The following is an 18,449-nucleotide window of genomic DNA, read 5'->3' as shown; positions in this document are numbered from 1 at the left end:
GAATTTATACGAAAAAAAACGAGCATAAGAACGACGGAATCGCTCTTATACTCGCATGTATTCACCATCCCGCTAAAAGAGCAGGGGAGTTCTTTCTATTTAAATTAAAATTTAGGATTAAGGTTTTCTACTTTATATACACGGCCATGTTCATCTTTATAGACAATATGTTCGCTATTAAATTTAGTAGGAGAATCCAGGCCGGCAGCAGCTGCTACTCGGTAAAGGCCTTCCCGCATTGTTAAAATATAGTTAGTAACGCGGAACTTTTTCTCATCAACGATTAAACCATTTTGAAGTTTTGGATCTGTTGTAGCTACTCCTGCAGGGCATTCATTTGTGTGACAACGTTGGGCCATAATGCAGCCTACTGAAATCATAAATCCACGTGCTACATTGATTAAATCTGCGCCAAGGCCAAGGATGACTGCTGCACGATCTGAAGTGATAATTTTACCGGAAGCTATGATTTTGACACGGTCTCGAACACCATGTTTTACAAGTGCGTCATGTAAAAGGACAAGACCGCTATGCAATGGAAGTCCAACACTATCAGCTAAATCTTGATAAGTAGCACCAGTACCGCCTTCAGCACCATCGATTGTAATGAAGTCAGGGCCTTTGCCAGACTCTTTCATATATGAAGCAAGGTTGTCTGCATCATCTGGACTGCCGATAACCACTTTAATGCCGACTGGAAGTCCGCCTACCTCACGAATTTGTTCGATAAAGTCGAATAATGATGGGAAATCATCGAATTGGCGGAAACGGTTTGGACTGTTGATTGTTTTACCAGGTACTACGTTACGGATACGGGCAATCTCTTCGGTTACTTTATCGCCTTCGACGTGGCCGCCTCGTGTTTTTGCACCTTGAGCCAATTTTAGTTCAAATGCTTTTACTTGTGGTATAGCTGCTTTTTCTTTTAATAATTCAAAACTGAAGTCGCCTTCAAGTGTACGGAAGCCAAATAAACCAGAACCAATTTGTGCGATTAGGTCAGAACCACCCGCTAAATGGTGATCGGAAACGCCCCCTTCACCAGTGTTCATCCAAGAACCTTTGGCTAAGCCGATCCCTTTTGATAAAGCGCTAATTGCATTTTTCCCTAAAGCACCATAACTCATCGCTGATTGGCCAACCAAGCTCTTCACATGGAAAGGCTCACGGCAATTAGGTCCGATAACTACGGCGTCTTCATCAGGCAATAACCATGGTTTAGCGACAATTTTTTCAGTATGCTCTTTACGGCTAATTAGGCTATCTGAATCAATTACATATTTTTGTGTTTCAACTGTTTGTGTTTGGTCTACGCGCATTTCTTCTACTTGTTTAGTAAATGTGGCATTACGAATATAATATCCTGGTTCTTCAAAATTTCTTTTTGAACCAAATCCGATGACATTACTCAAGTATTTCCCCGGTAATACGACATGTAAGAAGTCTTCTCGACTAAATGGTTTCCCTTCATTGTCTCCGTCGAATAGATATTGTCGAAGCTCAGGACCGACTTTTTCTGTAATATAGCGGACCCTGCCAAGAACCGGGAAATTTCGCAAGATGGCATGTTGTTTTTGTTTTTTGTCCATTATTTGTAGGAATAATAATGCGATCCCTAGAACAACGACAAAGATTGCCAATAAAATTAAAATAATCGAAGCGACTAATTCATACCACTCCATTTTTGTTACACCCTCAATCCTTTGTGTCTAATTTATGAATATATCTCAATAGCGTATTAAATATATCACACTATGAGATGAATTCAAGCTTTTGTTCTTAAAAAGTTGAGTCTTTTATAAAATTTTTGAAAGCGTTTTTTTATAGTTGTAAATTTAATCAAAATTAATGATTATATAGAAGGTAAACGATTGACTATGACTGGTTAAAGGGAAGATTTAAATATTGTTTTATCCTATTAAATGAAAGCACAATAAAAAGCGATTAGAGATTCGCTCTAATCGCTTAAATAATAATATATTATTTTCTTTTTAGGAAAAGAGAAATGATCCAGCCAATCACTGCACCTATTAAAGCGGGAATGAGCCATCCTATTCCTGTTGAATAAAGTGGAATCTGTTTCAAAAACTCTTCATAGGCTGGCCATTCAATTTTTGCACTCTTCAGGCCATCGTAAATACTGATAAATGCTGTAAAAATAAGCGCTGTAATGTAGACGGAACGAGCATCGAGGAACCATTTTGATACTAGCGTTAATACCATCAGTACAATGGCTAATGGATAGATAGCTAAAAGAACTGGTAAAGAAACTGCGATTAGCTGATCTAAGCCAATATTAGCAACAATAGTAGAGAAGATAGCGAAAATCCATACCCAAGCTTTATATGAAATTGATGGGAATAATTTATAGAAAAACTCAGATGAGGCTGTCATTAAACCGATTGAAGTTGTCAGACAGGCCAACAAAATTACCGCAGTTAATAAAATGTTACCAAATTGCCCATAAAGTATGTTGGCAGACTTTGTGATAATATCTGCTCCACTATTGAATTGCCCAATAGTCTGATAGCTGGACGAACCGATATACCCAAGAGCTAAATAGACGAGTGCAAGTCCTGCTGCTGCAATAAAGGCTGCAAAAATGGTTGTTTTAACGACCGTTGGTTTATGCGTGATGTTTTTCCCTTTTAAAGCCTCGATAATTACAATACCGAAAATTAATGCTGCAAGAAAGTCCATTGTCAAATAGCCCTGTACAAAACCTTCGCCGAAAGGATTTGAGACATATTTACCAATCGCTTTTCCAGCTCCGTCCATTGGTGTAACAATTGATTTTATAGCAAGAGCCGCGATTACAACCAGAAGTGCTGGTGTTAGAATTTTTCCTACTCGGTCAATAAGCTTGCTTGGATTCAATGCAAAAAACATTGTAATTAAGAAGAAGAGTATTGTAAAAATAATTAGTGGCCAGCTCATAGAAGCGGTATGTTCTGATAAATAAGGTTTTACCCCTAATTCGTATGAAACGGTTCCGGTACGCGGCATGGCGAAGAAAGGACCGATAGCTAGATAAACAATTGCTGTGAAGATGATTCCAAATAATGGGCTTACTTTAGAAGCCATATCCTGTAATTCGCCACCTGATTTAGCAACTGTAATAACGCCTAGTAAAGGCAAACCCACACCTGTGATTAAAAATCCTATAATGGCTAATACAAAATGTTCGCCTGATTGTTGTCCTAGCAATGGCGGGAAAATAATGTTGCCTGCACCAAGGAAAAGGGCAAATAGCATAAATCCTACCGAAATTTTTTCTCCAAGTGACAGTTTTTGAATTTCCATAGAAAAACTCCTTTTTACTTAGGCACTGAAAAATCTAAGAAGTGTTTTAGTGTTTTTCATTGGCCTGTGTTTTGCCGTATATCATTTTTTAATTAGAATAGTAAGTGAATTTATTTAATATCTGAAAATTCTAATTAAAATTTCAAAAGCTATTGATTAGAGTACCATAAAAAAATATCGAAAAAAACACTATTTTGTGATAAAAAGATGAATATTTTTATAATTTGTCGAATACATTAAAATCTTAAGGCTTTTTAAATGTATTTATTTACTATTAACAGTTCTATTTTAAAGAGATCAATAGTCTGGTAAAATGAAGAACAATAATTGGAACAATTTGTTCTTAAATACGTCTTGTAATTTTAGAGTATCCCAATTAATATATAGTGAAGATTAGAAATAAGTAGAGCGACTGCATTTTGTCTATGTGTATAAAGAATAGAATTGGGGAAGAAGTACATTTGTGAATGTGAGTTGCCCAATGAATTCCTTGAAAGAGACTGCTATTTTGCTAATTTCGTGCTATAATAGTCTTTGTACTTAATGAGAAATAGTATATCACTGCGTTATTGGGACGCATATTTCAAATAAAATGATGTAGAGTTCGTAAGGAGGACGGGTAATATGACTTACCTAGCACTAATTGTAGCTTTTGTTGCTTCAATACTCTTGACTCCGTTCGTTAAGAAACTCGCATACCGCATTGGCGCTGTTGATAAACCAAACCATCGCAAAGTACACAGCAGTGTAATGCCGCGACTTGGCGGTTTAGCCATTTTTATAGCCTTTCTAATAGGGATTGCTGTGGCACATCCTATGGATAAGTCTGTATCGATAGTTGCTATTTTGCTTGGCGGCTTTGTGATTGTTATAACTGGGGCTCTTGATGATATGCTTGAAATTACGCCAAAAGCAAAACTGCTTGGCCAATTGGCTGCAGCATTAATCGTCATCTTCTTTGGCGGCGTTCAAATTGATTTTATCAACTTGCCTTTTAACGGAAAATTAGACTTTGGATACTTTAGTATTCCATTAACGATACTTTGGATATTAGCTATTACAAATGCAATTAACTTAATAGATGGATTGGATGGCCTTGCTGCTGGTGTTTCTACGATTGCTTTAGTTACACTTGCTGGTATGGCGTTTATTATGAGTAATGGTTTTGTACTTGTGATTGCTTTAATTCTTGCTGCAAGTACTTGTGGTTTCTTATTTTATAATTTCCATCCAGCTAAAATTTTTATGGGTGATACAGGCGCGCTGTTCCTTGGCTTTATGATTGCCGTCTTATCATTACTTGGTTTTAAAAATGTTACCTTTATCTCTTTGGTTATTCCAATCGTAATGTTGGGCGTGCCAATTTCAGATACATTCTTTGCTATTGTGCGCCGTTTATTAAATAAACAACCGCCATTTAGTCCTGACAAATCCCATTTGCATCATCGTTTGATGAGTCTTGGATTTACTCATCGCCAAACAGTACTGTTAATTTACGGTATTGCAGCGATGTTCGGAGTAGCAGCAGTTACATTCTCGATGGCTACAGTATGGGGAGCTATTTTGTTAATCACGGTGATTTTGATAGCCATTGAATTATTTGTTGAAGCGATTGGACTAGCTGGACAAAATTACCGACCACTTTTAAATCTAGTAAGACGTAAATAAATAGTGATTGTTTAAAATTCTAATTAAAAGACGTGAAAGATATATATCTTTCACGTTTTTTTTAGTTAATAAATAGATAAAGGAGATGAATAACCAGTTGAAGTTTTAGTAAAGAGAGAGAAGGATAGTTCAGTTATTCACTATCATTAAACTCAGTAAATAGATGGACTTTTATAACTAGGGTTGTAGATACGATATCTCCTAAGATATGCTTGAGCTGAAAGTCCTGCATGAACGTAGTGAGAAGAGATGGAACCAAGCGCGCAGAAAGTGCTTTTTGAAACGAAACTATTATTGCACCATACTAATATAGATTAAAAAAATTATTGTGAAAGACCAAAAAACACCCCAAAGCTAGATTTGATTCTAACGTTTGGGGTGTTTTTTATTTATTAGCCAATGAAGCGACTTTATTGATTACCGCCGGAATTGTAACTGCCACTATAGTTGTTAGTGGATCCAGATTGGTAGCCAGCATTGTTGTTTCCGGCATTATTATTTTGTTGGTTTGTGTTTTGCTGTTGGTTATTCGTATTTTGTTGATTAGTATTGTTCTGCTGATTATTAGTATTTTGTTGATTAGTGTTGTTGTCAGTTTGTTGATTTGATTTGCTTAAATCACTGTCACTAATTCCTAATTGTTTTTGCAAAACTTGGCGTGTTTCAGCTAAACCATTTTCGTCAAGTTTATAGTAGTAAACACCTGTGGACATATCATCGGTACCTTTTAATGAAAGCGACTTAACTTTTGGCATCCCGTTTTTCACATAGGCTGCAAGGGACTTCATTTCGCCGAATGTCATATTGGTTTTCATATTGTTACCGATTGCTGCAAGGATGTTATCATATTTTGTGAATGATGAAACGGAAGAAGCTTTTTTAATTATGGCTTTTAAAATCATTTGTTGGCGTTCGCCGCGCTGTATGTCGCTGTCCTGATGACGTGTACGTGCAAGAGCTAATGCTTCACTACCATCTAGGATTTGCTTTCCAGGTTTTAAGTTAACCGTCCGTTTGTCATTTTCGTCTAACTCATGTAGGGCATACGGTACTTTCACTTCGATACCGCCTAATGCATCTACAATCTGAATAAACGCATCAAAGTTCAATCGATAATAGTAATCCACTGGTACATTCAACAAGTTTTCAACAGTATCGATTGTTGCTTGTGTACCGCCGTATGCATGGGCGTGCGTGATTTTATCTTGGTAGCCTACATATGGAATATATACATAAGAGTCACGCGGAATGCTTAATAATTTTACTGATTTATCTTTGTTATTTAAAGTGGCAAGCATTAATGCATCTGAGCGGGAATGATCAGTGCCTTGTTCTCGTTTTTCGCTGTCATCAATCCCAACAAATAGGATTGAGATATTGTCTTTCAACGGTTCTACTTTTTCAGTACGCAAATCAGATTTTTCACGTTGGTTTTCATTATCATATGCTTTGTTCGCAGCCTTCTCGCCTTGTTTGTATAAATAGTATGCATAGGCACCGCCAGAAACGAGCATTAATGCAATGACAATTAAAAAGACTTTTAAAGCGAGACGCGACTTTTTCTTCTTAGGCGTCTTTTTCACTCTTTTCTCTTTTTTTGCCTGTATTCTAGAATTTGTCATATATAATCTCCTCTAAATTTAGGAATACTAAGTGTAGATAATTATTTGACGCTATTCAAAAGAAAGAAGTTTCTTTTAGTACATATAGCGAACTTCATTATACTATGTGAAAATGTAAAGGTAAAATTAAAATTTCATTATATTTTGTCGAATTCACGAAATACTTTGTCAACACATGTAATCATTACTTGCCCATTTGTCATGTTTGTTAACCATTCGCTAAACTCTGCTTCTTGTTCTTCAGGAACATATACGTAAAATTCTACATTATCTGCGTAAGTAATTTCTTTAATTAAATAAGAAGAATTTCGAATTTCATTTTCTAGTTTTCCAAGCCAGGTATAGTCAATTGCTGCCTTCATAACTTTATGTAACTTTCGTTCTACGACACCGCTAGCCTCAATACCAGCAGACGCTGCCTTACCATACGCTCGTACTAAACCTCCTGCACCTAATTTTATGCCACCGAAGTAGCGAGTGATGACAATGACTGTATCTTGCAGGTTTTGTTTTTTGATAACTTCTAATATAGGTACACCGGCAGTTCCACTAGGTTCTCCATCATCATTTGCTTTTTGGTATTGGTTGTTCTCACCGATTATATATGCAGAGCAGTTGTGATTTGCAGAATGATGCTCTTTTTTAATTGATTGAATAAAGTCTAATGCTTCTTCCTCATTTTCCACCCGTTTACAATTAGAGATAAATCTTGATTTTGATATTACAATTTCATTCGAACCAGCGCTTTTTATTGTTAAATAATTTTTTCTCATGTTACACTCCTCTTTATATAGGTCCTATTTCGTGAAGCCTTAGACATCTGTTTGTCATCAGAATTTAATAGTCTTAAGTCTGACACGTGATATAATAATGATGTGAATACAGTAGGAAAGATATATAAGCCAGCAAACAGGCGAAGTATTGATTTAAATGTAGCACAAAAAATAAGGATGATGTGAATGTTAAACGATAAATTCGACTTAGAATCGTTGGATTTAATCTTCAACCGAATGATTAAAACCATCGACGAATCAAAGAATGACATCTTCACTATCAGTGAACAGAGTCGCAAAACATTTGATGAAATGAAACTCGAGCTGGAACAAGTTCGTTCTAAAATAAAGGAAGTAATTCTGGAAAATGATGTGCTAGAGAAAAAGTCACGATTGTCGAGAACTCGTTTAGCGGAAGTTTCTAAGAATTTCAACATTTATAGTGAAGCAGAGATTCAAAAAGCCTATGACCAAGCAAATAAGATTCAGATTCGTTATTCGATTCTTCAAGCAGAAGAAAGGTTATTGCGCGATAAGAGAGATGACTTAGAAAGAAGAATGCGCTCTCTACTCGATACAATTGAACGGGCGGATCATTTGGTTAGCCAAGTTAACGTGGTGCTGAATTATTTGACCGTTGATTTGAAGAGCATTCGTCCGGCATTAGAAAATGCGAAGATGCGTGAAGACTACACCATGAAAATTATTGAAGCCACTGAAGAAGAAAGAAAACGGATTTCAAGAGAAATTCATGATGGTCCCGCACAAATGCTTGCTAATGTATTGCTACGCACTGATATAATCAATCGTACATATCAAGAACGAGGTATTGAAAAAGCTTTGCTGGAAATAGTAGAACTAAAGGGTATGGTGCGGGATGCCTTGCATGAGGTAAGACGTATTATTTATGATTTACGGCCTATGGCTCTAGATGACTTAGGAATCGTACCGACCTTGAAAAAATACCTAAGTTCTGTAGAAGAGTATCATCAAGGAACGAAGGTTTATTTCCAAAGCATTGGAGAACAGACCCGGCTTGATTCAAAATACGAAGTAGCCATTTTCCGTTTGGTGCAAGAGTGTGTAAATAATGCAATCCAACATGGAAAATCACATCAGGTGTGGGTTAAACTAGAGAGTTGTAAAGACTTTATCAATATCTCCATTAAAGATGATGGCATTGGATTTAATCCACAAACTACAAAACAGAATTCTTTTGGCTTGATTGGAATGAAGGAACGTGTCGATTTGCTAGGTGGCGAAATGAATTTAGATTCTGTAGAAAAACAAGGAACGCGCATCATGTTTAAAATACCAATTAAAACAAAATAGAGAATTTAGGTGCAATTTAGGAGGAAGTTTTCATGACAAAAATTATTATTATTGATGATCATCAATTATTCCGCGAAGGGGTTAAACGTATATTGGACTTTGAAGATTCATTTGAAGTCGTTGCAGAAGGCGACGATGGTACGGATCTTATCCAACTATATGAAGAGTATCAACCAGATGTTGTCTTGATGGATATTAATATGCCACAAAAAAATGGCGTCGAAGCGACAGCTGAGCTTATTGAAGGACACCCTAATGCTAAAGTGATGATTTTGTCCATCCATGACGACGAGTCATATGTATCGCATGCATTAAAATCAGGTGCATTAGGTTATATGCTTAAAGAAATGGATGCGGATGAAATTGTTGATGCGATTAAAATCGTAGCTGCTGGCGGCTCCTACTTGCATCCAAAAGTAACAAGAAACTTAGTAGCGGAATACCGTCGTTTAAGCGAACGCGAAAACAAAGGTTCATTCCATCAAACAGAAATTCGTCGTCCATTCCACTTGCTTACAAAGCGTGAATGTGAAGTGCTACAACTTTTAACAGATGGTCAAAGCAATAGAGCAATTGGTGAAACATTATTCATCTCAGAGAAAACAGTTAAAAACCATGTATCAAGCATTCTTCAAAAAATGAATGTAAACGACCGTACGCAAGCAGTGGTTACAGCAATTAAAAACGGCTGGGTCGAAGTAAGATAAGAAATTTAAAAAGCTAGAGTATAGCGGAGTTCGACCCGCTACTCTAGCTTTTTACTATTTATACCGTGTTAAGATGGATACCGAGGAAGTTAAGGAAGTTAAAAGAAGATGACACGCTATCTTAACTGGATTATACTGATATTGTTTGAAATGAAACATATTAATTCTTTTGACGTCAATATGTTTGCTGAATACAAAGTAGGAGGGCCTCATCCATGTTTTTACGAAAGATAGCGCTAGTCGGTGTATGTGCGTTGATGCTAGCTGCATGTGGCAACAATGATGAAAAAGCGAGTAGCAATACAGGGTCGACCAAAGATAGTGATTATACATCTCAAAATAACGCGATTAATCACGGTATTTCCGATACGAAACAAAATACAGAAGCGAATGAACAGGCCGCGAAATCATCTGTTTCTTCAGATGATGAAGGTGTAGGTTTTGAGCTAAATTCAGACGGTAAAGTTGATGAAGATCAAACAGCGCCAGCTGAAGAGAAAAAAGCTATATTAGCCGTCTTCGATGAATATATTGCTGCATTTAATGATAAAGATATTGATCGATATGCCAATACCATTGCGGATAAACCACAAGGCTTCGATTATAAAGAAGAAATTGACTACACTAAACAAGCGTTTAAAGACTATGATGTAAAGCGCACCGCTAAAAATATTACCTTGAAGAAATACAAGGACAATTACGCAGAAATCTTTGCGAATATCAAAACTGTTGTGAAACAGGACAGCAACTCCTTCACACAACCACTCAACCAAGTGACAGTAATGACGAAGGACAATGGCAAATGGGGCGTTTCTGCCGTTTATGTCATGGGCACAAAAAAATAGAAGTACTACTAATGAACGCGGAGAAAATCTTTGCGTTCATTTTTGTTTTGCCGGGTTTAGCTATTTCCCATTGAACATAACAAGTGATCTATTATAGAATTGTATTTATGTAGGTAGGGGAGTGAACAATTAATGACAACCGCCATCGTTACAGATAGCACAGCCTATCTGTCAGAGGATGAAATAAAAGATTTAAATATACATGTAGTCCCACTAAGCGTTATTTTTGAGGGAGAGTCTTATGAGGAAGGCGTCGATCTAGACGTAGGGACGTTCTATAAAAAAGTTCGGGAAGAAAAAGAGCTTCCTAAAACATCGCAGCCGCCAATCGGCAAATTTGTCTCCTTGTTTGAAAAACTAGCGAAAGACTATGATGAAGTCGTAACTATCCATTTATCAAGTGGTATTAGTGGAACATATCAAGGCGCAGTACAAGCTGGTGAGATGGTCAAAAATTTAGATGTACATGGTTTTGATAGTGAAATTGCCTGTTATGTCCAAGGCTTCTATGTCATTGAGGCAGGTAAAATGGCCAAACAAGGTGCTTCTGCAAAAGAAATCATAGCGAAACTTGAAGAAATGAAAAAAACAGTACGTGCTTACTTTATGGTGGACGATTTGGCGCACTTGCAACGTGGTGGCCGTCTATCAGCGGCATCAGCCTTAATAGGTGGATTGCTGCAAGTTAAACCTATCTTGCATTTCCAAGATAAAGTGATTGTCCCATTTGAAAAAATCCGTACACGTAAAAAAGCGCTTAAGCGTATAGAAGATTTACTTGGCGAAGATGTAGCAGTCCATCCAAATATCAAAGCTTCCGTCATCCATGGTAATTGTGAAGAAGAAGGGAAAGAATGGATGCGTGTCCTTCAAGAAAAATATCCATCCGTTGAATTCACATTAAGCTATTTCGGTCCTGTCATTGGTACGCACCTTGGCGAAGGTTCACTTGGGCTTGGATGGTATCGAAAATAATTGTTAAAATCCCGTTGATGCAAGTTTGTCTATCGGGATTTTTTCTTTTATGAAATAACCCTTGTTAGGACTCTAGAATATCGCTAAACTTAATTCAATCCAACCCCAGAATTGGAGGGAATCATTGCGATTTCAGTTAAACAAAACACAGCTTAATCTTACCCAATCTTCTCCTTTACATCTTTTGCATCATCAGCTTCGAGACTTTTTAACTGGCAGGCTATGGCTACGCAATCAATCATTTTTAAGAAGTGAAACAATCGATCAGCAAATTAAGCTTGGCTATGTAGAAGTCATCCCTGGTATTCAATTAATCTCAACAACCAATCATTTATTTTCCAAAGAAAAATGGCAATGTAATCGTTGCCGCAATATAAACCAACACTTTTTCGCACGTTTTCATTGTGCAAAGTGTGAACAAACATGTGTGTATTGCAGGCATTGCATTAACATGGGCAGAGTCAGTTCCTGTACACAATTAATAAAATGGATCGGTCCTCCAAAGAAAATAGTGACCAAGGGAAATACGTTTATATGGGAAGGTACCTTTACACCTCAGCAAGAAAAAGCTTCTGTCGAACTGATAGAAAGTGTACGCCTAAGTAAAGATCATCTTACTCATGCAGTATGTGGCGCGGGGAAAACTGAGATATTATTCCCAGCAATTGCTGAATGCCTAAAGAGCCATAAACGAGTATGTGTGGCGACGCCTCGAACAGATGTGGTGCTCGAGCTTGCTCCGCGGATTCAAAAAGTGTTTCCACAAACATTTGTACAAGCACTTTATGGGGGAGCGGAGGTAGATAAACGCTATTCCCAACTCATTATTGCAACGACACATCAGCTTTACCGTTTTGAAGAGGCATTTGATGTAGTCATAGTTGATGAAGCGGATGCCTTTCCATATACATTTGATCAAACATTACAAGAAGCTGTGCAGAAAGCAAAGAAACTGGAAGCACCCATTCTTTATGTCACCGCAACACCATCTGATGAATTGAAAAATAGGATCAAAAAAAGGAAGGGCGGATCTTCTTTTATTCCTAGAAGATATCATACACATCCTTTACCTGTGCCGCGCTTTGATTCATTGTTCAGTTATCAAAAGAAACTTACAAAAGGCAAAATCCCTCAAAAGCTAAAGCAATGGGTCTGTGATCGGCTGGAGAAAGAAGAACCTTTTTTAGTCTTTTTTCCTACAATTGAGCTAATGGAAAAGTCGGTTGGCTTATTTCAGCAATTGCATCCAGCTATACAAGCTGTTCACGCAGAGGACTCAGACCGAAAAGAAAAGGTGCTATTGTTAAGGCAGAGTAATATACCAGGGCTTTTGACTACAACTATTTTAGAACGTGGCATCACCATTCCACGAGTGCAAGTAGCGGTGGTTGGTTCGGAAAGCGCCATTTTCAACAAAAGTGCGCTCATACAAATTGGTGGACGTGTCGGCCGCTCAGCGGACCATCCTTCAGGAGATTTAGTATTCTTCCATCATGGCATTACGTTGGAAATGGATGAGGCAAGAAGGGAAATCGTAAAGCTGAACGAATTGGAAGTGATTCAATGATGCACTGCTATTTATGCTCAGCACCATTGCGTCACCAACTTACTTGGAAGCTGCTGTTTACTTCAATGCCCGAGCCTGTTGTCTGTGAGAAGTGCTTGAGGAAATTTGAGCGGATACAAGACAGCGAGCAAAAATATGAAGATGTCATTGCGCTATATCACTATAATGAAGCGATGCATGATTATCTTCATCAATTCAAATTTGGACAGGATGTTGTTTTGGCAAAAGTTTTTCGGTCAGACATTGCTACTTATTTGAAAAACAGTTCTGCCACCATTGTTCCAATTCCTATGCATCCTTTAAAGAAAAAAGAACGGACATTTGCGCAGGTGGATGAACTGTTGAGGGTTGCTAGCATCACTTATACACATTGTTTAGAGAAAATGACTACGCAAAACCAAGCGACTAAATCAAAATTGGAGAGGGAGCAATCAGAGCAATTTTTCAGTTTAAAGGAAGACTGTCAGATAGAACATATCGATTATCTGTTGGTCGATGATATTGTGACAACAGGAACAACCCTGAAACATGCAACTACGTTACTAATGGACGCAGGTGCGAGGAAAGTAACGTCATTTGCACTGATTCAAGGATAATTTTACTGACAATAAAATAATCCCTTATTGACTTTTCACTTAATTTTCTATAGGCATATGCTATTTGTTTTGCTATGATGTCCATAGAATGCCAAAAGACTTAGTGGCTAACAAGTTGGAGGAATGACAATGGGAGAATTGCGAAATTGTCCGAAGTGCGGCGGCTTCTTTAACTATACCGGTGTAAGGGAAGTTTGCCCGAAGTGCACTCAGGATGAAGAAAATATGTATGAAGTTGTCTACCGTTTTTTGCGTAAACGAGAAAACCGCGCAGCGACAGTTGAACGGATTGTTGAAGTCACAGGCGTGGAAGAAGAGCTTTTATATAAATGGGTTCGAAAAAATAGGCTGCAACCGGCCTTATTCCCGAATTTAGGCTATCCGTGCGATCAATGCGGACGCTTAACAACTTCAGGAAAGCTTTGTAACGAATGTGCAGATGGATTAAAAAAAGATTTAAATAAATTTAATGCAGCCCGTGAATTCAGGCAAGCAAGAGAAAATCAAGATAAGGCAACTTATTTATCTGATAGAAATAATAAATAAAGCACAAACCTTCATTCCTTTTGGCGAATGGAGGTTTTTAATTAGAAAAAAGTACTATACTAAATAACAAACAATAGGAACTCTTTCGTTTTATTGCGTATTGGCTTAACATTCACCAAATTGTACCGAAATAAAAAGTAGACATTATAAAAAGAGGAGGTCATTACGTTGAAAATTCAAAATTACGGTGTAAACAAAGTAAATCCATACCAAAATCAATCATTAAAAACAGAGAAACTAAAGAAGAGTACGGTCAATATGGCGGACCAAATTGAAATCTCATCTGCAGCGAAAGACCTTCAAGGAATCAAAAGCTACAGCACTGACCGTGCAGAACGCATTGGTCAAATTAAAGAACAAGTGGAATCAGGCAATTACAAAGTCGACGCAAATAAATTAGCATCAGACTTATTGCGTTATTACCGCAAATAAAGGAGAGAGAACATGTTCATAGAGCCGCTGTTAACCAGCATGGATAAACTTGAAAAAATGCATAAAAGCCTGCTCAAACTAGCTTATCACAAAACAGACCTGATTAAAGGTGGCGATATGGAAGCTCTCGACCAAACGCTAAAAGACGAGCAAGCACATGTACTAGCCATATCGCAGCTTGAACAACAGCGCCAGAAGGCAGTAACGGATTACTTCAAAGCAAAGGGATTTGCTTCCTCTGGCAGTAATACTGTTGCGCAGGTTATAGAAGCAGCTAGCACACAAGATGAAAAAGATGCATTGAAAGAGGTTAGCGATCGCTTAGTTAGTCTTATAGATTCATTGAAGCAGCAAAACGATTTAAATCAAAAAATGATTTACCAATCACTACAATATGTCAATATGACGCTTGACTTGATGCGCCCAGAGCAAAATCAAGTGAATTATTCGAAAAACGAAGCCAGAGGCAGCCATTTGCCGAAAACTAATTTTGATTCGCAAGCATAAATGCACGAATTGCTATAGGAGGAAAAAGAATGGGCTCCACTTTTATGGGTTTAGAAACAAGCAGACGCGGCCTTACAACGCAACAACAAGCACTTTACACAGTTGGCCATAATATCTCCAATGCCAATACGATCGGCTATTCACGTCAACGCGTCAACATGCAGCCGACACAAGGGTTCCCAGGTACAGGAACGAATTCGCCACAAATGCCTGGGTTTTTAGGTACGGGCGTTGAAGCAGGCTCAATAGAAAGAATCCGCGACAAATTTGTCGACAACCAATATAGACAAGAGACCAATAAACTTGGTTATTGGCAATCCACATCGCAAGTCATTACACAAATAGAAGATATCTTAAACGAACCATCCAATTATGGACTTGCCCAAACAATGAATGAATTATGGAATTCATTGCAGGACTTAAGCGTACATCCGGAAGACGGAGGAGCACGTGCCGTTGTTGTTCAACGTGGCGTGGCGGTAGCAGATTCATTTAACTATATGGCAACATCGCTTAAACAAGTGCAAGATAACACGGGAAAAGAAATTGGTATCTCATTAAAGGATATTAATTCACTTGCTGAACAAATTGCCAATATCAATAGACAAATCAAAGATGTGGAACCAAACGGTTACTTACCAAATGATTTGTATGATGCTAGAGATAATCTGGTTGATGAGCTTTCCAGCTATTTCCCGATTGATTTGGAATATCAAAAGTCTGGGGGGAACGCATTAGCTATTTCGGAGGGTTCTCTTACTGTTTCTATTAAACTTGCTGATGGTACGAAGTTGAAATTGGTAGATGGGGCAGATCACGCTGAATTGCGGACAAAAGGTTCAACAGACGGCGTAACACCGACAGAACCTGTTACAGGCTTTTACCTTGTGAAAAAAGAACTGGATGCCGATAAAAAGGCAATTGATAAACCAGTTAACAACGATTGGTCAGCAGAAGGGGAAGAGGTTCATTTAGCAAACAAGTTTACGGAAACAGGCAAGTTAAAATCATTAATTAATTCCTACGGCTATCGTGTAGACGGTACATCAACTGGAACAGTTACGGGGAAATTGCCAGAAATGCTAGCTAACTTAGATAAAATGGCTAAGGCTTTTGCAGAAGAGTTTAATAAGATTCACAAAACTGGTACAGATTTGAATGGTGTTCAGGGACAGGATTTCTTTGTAGTAAAAGACGCATCAAGTGGCATGTCTGCTAGTAATATTGTCGTGAATGAGGCGATTGTTAAAGATCCAAAGCTAATTGCTGCATCTGATTCTATAGATGCAGAACCTGGTAATGGAAAACTTGCTCAAAAACTAGCAAATATGAAATTTTCAGCACTGACAGATTTAGGTGGCGTTAGCACGCAATCCTACTTTGAAGGACTAATAGGTCAGCTAGGAGTCGACGGCCAACAAGCAAACCGCTTGCAATATAATTCAGAAACATTGCTGCAATCTGTCACAGAACGCAGAGCATCCGTAAGTTCTGTATCCTTGGATGAAGAAATGACAAATATGATTACATTCCAAAAAGCATACAGCGCATCAGCTCGTATGATTACGGCAATCGATGAAATATTAGATAAGATCATTAACGGTATGGGCCGAGTAGGTCTGTAAGTAGGAGGTAAAGTGAGATGCGTGTAACACAATCAATGCTCTCAAACAATATGCTACGCAATCTATCAAGTAGCTACGGTAAAATGGGGGATCTACAGCGCCAAGTGGAAACAGGGAAAAAAGTAAACCGCCCTTCAGATGATCCTGTTGTTGTTATGAAAGGGATTAACTACCGTACAGCACTTGGCAAAATAGAGCAGTATGAGCGCAATATTGGTGAAGTCAATAATTGGCTTGATACATCTGATAATACATTGGATAAAGTAAATGCTGCATTGCAGCGCACGAATGATCTATTAGTTCAAGCGGCAAATGGAACTACCACTGAAGAGGACCGTGATAAAATAAAGGCCGAACTAAAACAATTACGACAACATGTGCAAGATATGTCCAATACAAAAATCGGAGAAAAATATATTTTTAGTGGTACTAAAACAAATGTACCTCCTTTTGATAAAACTACAGGGACTTATTCAACCGATCCTGCTTTTGAAAAGACAATAAATATAGAGATTTTTGACGGCATTTCTTTGCAATCAAATATTACACCACTTAACACATTCCAAAGTATTGATGATATGTTTGCAAGGTTAGATAGTGCTACAACAACTGAGGATTTTAGTAACTCCTTAACCGAGCTTAATAAAAATAGTAATGAATTATTGACGATTCGGTCAGATATTGGGGCTCGTCAAAATCGTGTAGAATTGATGGAAGATCGCCTGGCATCGCAAGAAATCTCTGCAACTAAGCAAATGTCAGATAATGAAGATGTAGATTACGAAAAGGCGATCACTAATATGATCACACAAGAATCTATCCACCGAGCTGCATTATCAGTAGGAGCTCGTATTATTCAACCGTCATTGACAGATTTTTTACGATAAGATGAAGAAGCGTTTGGAATTTTTCCAAACGCTTCTTTTGAGAGGTGATACTTTATGGACATGCCAAAATTGCACATTGAATCAACGCAAGGCAAACTTGGTTTAAACATTCAGCAGCCAATTCAAGAAATTCAACAGCCTCAGGCTGAGCTAGAGTTAGAGCAACCAGCCGCGATCCTTGAAATTAGTACGATAAAGCCGGAGCTTTCCATCGATACACTAGAAGCACGTGCAGATTTAGATTTGATGAGTAGCATACGGCGTACTGCCGAAGTTGCTAGTTATAGCAGAGGGCAGCTCTTAGAGGGGATTTCAAGAAGAGCGGGTGAAGGTGACGACTTGATGCATATTGAGAATGGGGGTAATCCAATTGCTGCTCATGCCAAACAGTCTGGCAGACAGCCTTATTCTAGCTTAGGTATTAAGTTTATCCCTTCACCAGGCAGCGTTAAAATTTCATTCCAGCCGGGAAAGGTAAATATAGAAGCCCAACCGCAAAAAGTAATTAACAACACGAAAATCAATAAGCCAATCCATGAATACACACCGGGTAAAGTGACAACAGAAATGCTTCAATACCCTTCATTAAAAATAGATTGGCAAGTGTAAGGGGAGATTAAACATGAATATTCTAACAGCCTATTTAGGGGAAGTAGAGATTGAATCATCCCAAATTCTTCATTTCGAACATGGCATACCAGGTTTTGAGGATGAAAAAGGGTTTGTGCTACTCCCGATTGAAGATAATACGACATTCCATGTCCTGCAATCGATTAAAACAGCAGAACTTGCCTTTATTGTGACTAATCCATTTGACATTACAACTAACTATAGCTTTGAAATCGACGAAGTCATCGCGCACTCCCTGCAAATAAATGATCCTAGGGAAGTTGCAGTGCTATCAATTGTTTCATTAAAAGAATCAATTAAGCAATCTACAATTAATTTAAAAGCGCCAATCGTTTGGAATACAACGAATAACAAGGCAAAACAAGTTATATTAAATAATGAAGATTATGCAATACGACACCTTATCTCAACAGAAAGCGTAGAGGGGTGAAGAG

Annotated in this window: 18 protein-coding genes; 14 read left to right on the top strand and 4 right to left on the bottom strand. The window is 37.9% G+C overall.

Annotation, left to right across the window (positions count from 1 at the left end):
• Positions 1-104: 104 nt before the first annotated feature.
• On the bottom strand, positions 105-1,682 hold the full coding sequence (locus RST01_RS05465) for an FMN-binding glutamate synthase family protein (protein WP_147194834.1): 1,578 nt from the start codon (positions 1,680-1,682) through the stop codon (positions 105-107).
• Between the two features lie 298 nt (positions 1,683-1,980).
• Positions 1,981-3,303, bottom strand: coding sequence for a branched-chain amino acid transport system II carrier protein (gene brnQ / locus RST01_RS05460; RefSeq protein WP_147194831.1), 1,323 nt, complete (start codon positions 3,301-3,303; stop codon positions 1,981-1,983).
• A gap of 624 nt (positions 3,304-3,927) precedes the next feature.
• On the opposite strand from brnQ, the gene RST01_RS05455 reads away from it, so the two are divergent.
• Positions 3,928-4,971: a glycosyltransferase family 4 protein gene (locus RST01_RS05455; protein ID WP_066784542.1), complete on the top strand. Its 1,044-nt coding sequence runs from the start codon at positions 3,928-3,930 to the stop codon at positions 4,969-4,971.
• A gap of 410 nt (positions 4,972-5,381) precedes the next feature.
• Here RST01_RS05455 and RST01_RS05450 read toward each other — a convergent pair whose 3' ends face one another.
• Positions 5,382-6,593, bottom strand: coding sequence for an LCP family protein (locus tag RST01_RS05450; RefSeq protein WP_147194828.1), 1,212 nt, complete (start codon positions 6,591-6,593; stop codon positions 5,382-5,384).
• A gap of 137 nt (positions 6,594-6,730) precedes the next feature.
• Complete coding sequence (locus RST01_RS05445; RefSeq protein WP_147194825.1) at positions 6,731-7,366, bottom strand: YigZ family protein; 636 nt, start codon at positions 7,364-7,366, stop codon at positions 6,731-6,733.
• A gap of 186 nt (positions 7,367-7,552) precedes the next feature.
• Between RST01_RS05445 and RST01_RS05440 the strand changes: the two genes are divergently transcribed.
• From RST01_RS05440 to fliW, 13 genes are all read left to right on the top strand, one after another.
• Entirely contained in the window at positions 7,553-8,698 is a 1,146-nt protein-coding gene (locus tag RST01_RS05440; protein ID WP_147194822.1) for a sensor histidine kinase, read from the top strand.
• Between the two features lie 32 nt (positions 8,699-8,730).
• The gene (locus RST01_RS05435; RefSeq protein ID WP_066784550.1) at positions 8,731-9,405 is read left to right on the top strand and encodes a response regulator transcription factor; all 675 of its coding nucleotides are present in this window, start codon (positions 8,731-8,733) and stop codon (positions 9,403-9,405) included.
• A 215-nt stretch (positions 9,406-9,620) separates the two neighbouring features.
• Positions 9,621-10,250 carry a nuclear transport factor 2 family protein gene (locus tag RST01_RS05430; protein WP_147194819.1) on the top strand — a complete coding sequence of 210 codons (630 nt, stop codon included), beginning with the start codon at positions 9,621-9,623 and terminating at the stop codon, positions 10,248-10,250.
• A gap of 132 nt (positions 10,251-10,382) precedes the next feature.
• Positions 10,383-11,225, top strand: coding sequence for a DegV family protein (locus RST01_RS05425; protein WP_147194817.1), 843 nt, complete (start codon positions 10,383-10,385; stop codon positions 11,223-11,225).
• Positions 11,226-11,349: 124 nt separating this feature from the next.
• The gene (locus RST01_RS05420; RefSeq protein ID WP_371859435.1) at positions 11,350-12,792 is read left to right on the top strand and encodes an ATP-dependent helicase ComFA; all 1,443 of its coding nucleotides are present in this window, start codon (positions 11,350-11,352) and stop codon (positions 12,790-12,792) included.
• Entirely contained in the window at positions 12,789-13,388 is a 600-nt protein-coding gene (locus RST01_RS05415) for a ComF family protein (RefSeq protein ID WP_147194814.1), read from the top strand. The genes RST01_RS05420 and RST01_RS05415 overlap by 4 nt, the downstream gene beginning before the upstream one ends.
• 129 nt (positions 13,389-13,517) lie before the next feature.
• Positions 13,518-13,934, top strand: a complete 417-nt coding sequence (locus tag RST01_RS05410) for a TIGR03826 family flagellar region protein (protein ID WP_147194811.1) — start codon at positions 13,518-13,520, stop codon at positions 13,932-13,934.
• Between the two features lie 168 nt (positions 13,935-14,102).
• On the top strand, positions 14,103-14,366 hold the full coding sequence (gene flgM, locus RST01_RS05405) for a flagellar biosynthesis anti-sigma factor FlgM (protein WP_147194808.1): 264 nt from the start codon (positions 14,103-14,105) through the stop codon (positions 14,364-14,366).
• Between the two features lie 12 nt (positions 14,367-14,378).
• Positions 14,379-14,873, top strand: coding sequence for a flagellar protein FlgN (locus RST01_RS05400; protein WP_147194804.1), 495 nt, complete (start codon positions 14,379-14,381; stop codon positions 14,871-14,873).
• 29 nt (positions 14,874-14,902) lie between these two features.
• Positions 14,903-16,498: a flagellar hook-associated protein FlgK gene (flgK, locus tag RST01_RS05395; protein WP_147194801.1), complete on the top strand. Its 1,596-nt coding sequence runs from the start codon at positions 14,903-14,905 to the stop codon at positions 16,496-16,498.
• Positions 16,499-16,515: 17 nt separating this feature from the next.
• Positions 16,516-17,385 (top strand): flagellar hook-associated protein FlgL, encoded by an 870-nt coding sequence (gene flgL / locus RST01_RS05390; RefSeq protein ID WP_147194797.1) that lies wholly within the window; start codon positions 16,516-16,518, stop codon positions 17,383-17,385.
• Between the two features lie 54 nt (positions 17,386-17,439).
• Positions 17,440-17,994 carry a DUF6470 family protein gene (locus RST01_RS05385; protein WP_147194794.1) on the top strand — a complete coding sequence of 185 codons (555 nt, stop codon included), beginning with the start codon at positions 17,440-17,442 and terminating at the stop codon, positions 17,992-17,994.
• 13 nt (positions 17,995-18,007) lie between these two features.
• Positions 18,008-18,445: a flagellar assembly protein FliW gene (fliW, locus tag RST01_RS05380; protein ID WP_147194791.1), complete on the top strand. Its 438-nt coding sequence runs from the start codon at positions 18,008-18,010 to the stop codon at positions 18,443-18,445.
• The last annotated feature ends 4 nt before the right edge of the window (positions 18,446-18,449 follow it).

Origin of the sequence: Rummeliibacillus stabekisii, assembly GCF_007988965.1 — a bacterium.
Taxonomy (GTDB): domain Bacteria; phylum Bacillota; class Bacilli; order Bacillales_A; family Planococcaceae; genus Rummeliibacillus; species Rummeliibacillus stabekisii.
The sequence above is the reverse complement of the archived record's forward strand: the minus strand, read 5'-3'. Positions and strand labels throughout refer to the sequence as shown.

Excerpts from the sequence above, each read along its gene's own strand:
- RST01_RS05465 (WP_147194834.1), bottom strand. The coding sequence starts at position 1,682 with ATGGAGTGGTATGAATTAGTCGCTTCGATTATTTTAATTTTATTGGCA.
- brnQ (WP_147194831.1), bottom strand. The coding sequence starts at position 3,303 with ATGGAAATTCAAAAACTGTCACTTGGAGAAAAAATTTCGGTAGGATTT.
- RST01_RS05455 (WP_066784542.1), top strand. The coding sequence starts at position 3,928 with ATGACTTACCTAGCACTAATTGTAGCTTTTGTTGCTTCAATACTCTTG.
- RST01_RS05450 (WP_147194828.1), bottom strand. The coding sequence starts at position 6,593 with ATGACAAATTCTAGAATACAGGCAAAAAAAGAGAAAAGAGTGAAAAAG.
- RST01_RS05445 (WP_147194825.1), bottom strand. The coding sequence starts at position 7,366 with ATGAGAAAAAATTATTTAACAATAAAAAGCGCTGGTTCGAATGAAATT.
- RST01_RS05440 (WP_147194822.1), top strand. The coding sequence starts at position 7,553 with ATGTTAAACGATAAATTCGACTTAGAATCGTTGGATTTAATCTTCAAC.
- RST01_RS05435 (WP_066784550.1), top strand. The coding sequence starts at position 8,731 with ATGACAAAAATTATTATTATTGATGATCATCAATTATTCCGCGAAGGG.
- RST01_RS05430 (WP_147194819.1), top strand. The coding sequence starts at position 9,621 with ATGTTTTTACGAAAGATAGCGCTAGTCGGTGTATGTGCGTTGATGCTA.
- RST01_RS05425 (WP_147194817.1), top strand. The coding sequence starts at position 10,383 with ATGACAACCGCCATCGTTACAGATAGCACAGCCTATCTGTCAGAGGAT.
- RST01_RS05415 (WP_147194814.1), top strand. The coding sequence starts at position 12,789 with ATGATGCACTGCTATTTATGCTCAGCACCATTGCGTCACCAACTTACT.
- RST01_RS05410 (WP_147194811.1), top strand. The coding sequence starts at position 13,518 with ATGGGAGAATTGCGAAATTGTCCGAAGTGCGGCGGCTTCTTTAACTAT.
- RST01_RS05400 (WP_147194804.1), top strand. The coding sequence starts at position 14,379 with ATGTTCATAGAGCCGCTGTTAACCAGCATGGATAAACTTGAAAAAATG.
- flgK (WP_147194801.1), top strand. The coding sequence starts at position 14,903 with ATGGGCTCCACTTTTATGGGTTTAGAAACAAGCAGACGCGGCCTTACA.
- flgL (WP_147194797.1), top strand. The coding sequence starts at position 16,516 with ATGCGTGTAACACAATCAATGCTCTCAAACAATATGCTACGCAATCTA.
- RST01_RS05385 (WP_147194794.1), top strand. The coding sequence starts at position 17,440 with ATGGACATGCCAAAATTGCACATTGAATCAACGCAAGGCAAACTTGGT.
- fliW (WP_147194791.1), top strand. The coding sequence starts at position 18,008 with ATGAATATTCTAACAGCCTATTTAGGGGAAGTAGAGATTGAATCATCC.